The sequence below is a fragment of the Streptococcus mitis genome, assembly GCF_005844455.1.
GTDB lineage: Bacteria > Bacillota > Bacilli > Lactobacillales > Streptococcaceae > Streptococcus > Streptococcus mitis_BF.
The window spans coordinates 2,376-3,912 of the sequence record NZ_SPGF01000094.1 but is presented as its reverse complement, the minus strand read 5'-3'; the positions used below and the strand labels follow the sequence as shown (position 1 = coordinate 3,912).

Here is a 1,537-nt window from a genome sequence, read left to right as displayed (position 1 = left end):
GTTTCTTTCAGCTTGATTATATTCAAGACTGGAATCACTGTGTGGTTTTATTTAGAAGCTAGTTTTTGCCCAACCTCAAATAAACCACAATTTGTAGGACCATTAATGACAAGATACTTAGTTGCTGAAGATTTAGAAGGTGCAGTATTTTCCCCACCACTTCAGAATAGTGATCTTGAGCAAGAAGGAGCTTTCAAACTTGTAGTTCGTGAACAAACTCAGAAATACAATATTGAAAGTCAAACAAACGAAGCTGATAAAATCGCAGTTTCTGATCCAAATAATCTATCTGAAGCTGATCTTACTAAAATTAAAGAGAATATCAAGGTTAAATATAGCACAGCTGATGATGCAAGATTGTCAAATAAAAATAATAAAGAAGTAGAAAATGCATCAAATTACATCAAATCTGTAGCAAAACAAGGTGACCAACTTGTCGTTACTTATAACGATGGATCTACTGATAGTGTTCCCTTGACAGGTGTTGTAAAACTGGATAAACAACCTGCTATACAAGCAGTAGAACAAGCAGCTACTGCACAAATTGAAAAAATTAATGGCAATAAAGCTGCAACCAAAGAAGAAAAAGAGGCAGCAATTGTTAAAGTAAATGCTGATAAGAAAAAAGCTCTTGATGCAATTAATGCTGACACTGTTAAAACTCAAGCAGCTCTAAAAAAAGCAAAGGATGAAGGTACAACTGAGATTAGCAAAGATAATCCTGTCGTATCTGCAAAACCAGATGCTAAGACAGCAGTTGACAAGGCTGTTAAAGCTAAACAAGACGAAATCAACAAAGATCCTAACTTAAGTGATAATGAAAAAGCTGATGCACTTAAGAAAGTTAAGGAAGAAGCTGATAAAGTTAAAGCTCAAATCGATGCAGCACCAACAAATGCAGATGTAGATACTGCAGCAGCGAAAATTGGAGATGCGCTTAAAAAAGTTAATCCAGTAGGAAAAGATTTAGCAAAAGAAGCTGTCACAAATGCATTAGCAGATAAAGAAAAAGCAATCGAAGGTCGTACAGACTTAACTCCAGCAGAGAAAAAAGCAGCTAAAGACAAAGCTAAGGAATTAGCAGATGCACAATTAGCGAAAATTGCTGAGCAACCAGACTTTACTGATACACCAGAGGAAGCAACAACTGCTCAAAAAGCTGTGAATGATGCAGAAGATCAAGGTATAGCAGACGTTAAGACTGTAAACCCAATCGCTAAAGAAAATGCTCTAAAAGCAGTAGCTGATGAATTAGCTAAAAAAGAAAAACAAATCGACGATCGTACAGACTTAACAAAAGAAGAAAAAGATGCAGCTAAAGAAGAAGCTAAAGGATTAGCGAAAAAAGCAACAGATGCGATTAACGAACAACCTAATACAGCAGCAACACCAGAAGCAGCTAAAACAGCTCAAGGTAAAGTAGATGCAGCTAAGAAAGACGGTGTTGATAAAGTAGCGGCTGTAAACCCAGAAGCTAAATCTAAACCAGCAGCTAAGAAAGCGATTGACGATGCTCTTAAAGCTAAAGAAGCAGTCG

1 protein-coding gene is annotated in these 1,537 nt (G+C 36.6%); it reads left to right on the top strand.

Annotated features, from left to right (window positions below; genetic code table 11):
• Positions 1-105 precede the first annotated feature (105 nt).
• A partial coding sequence (locus FGQ53_RS11785) for a DUF1542 domain-containing protein (RefSeq protein ID WP_229090374.1) occupies positions 106-1,537 on the top strand: 1,432 nt, incomplete at its 3' end.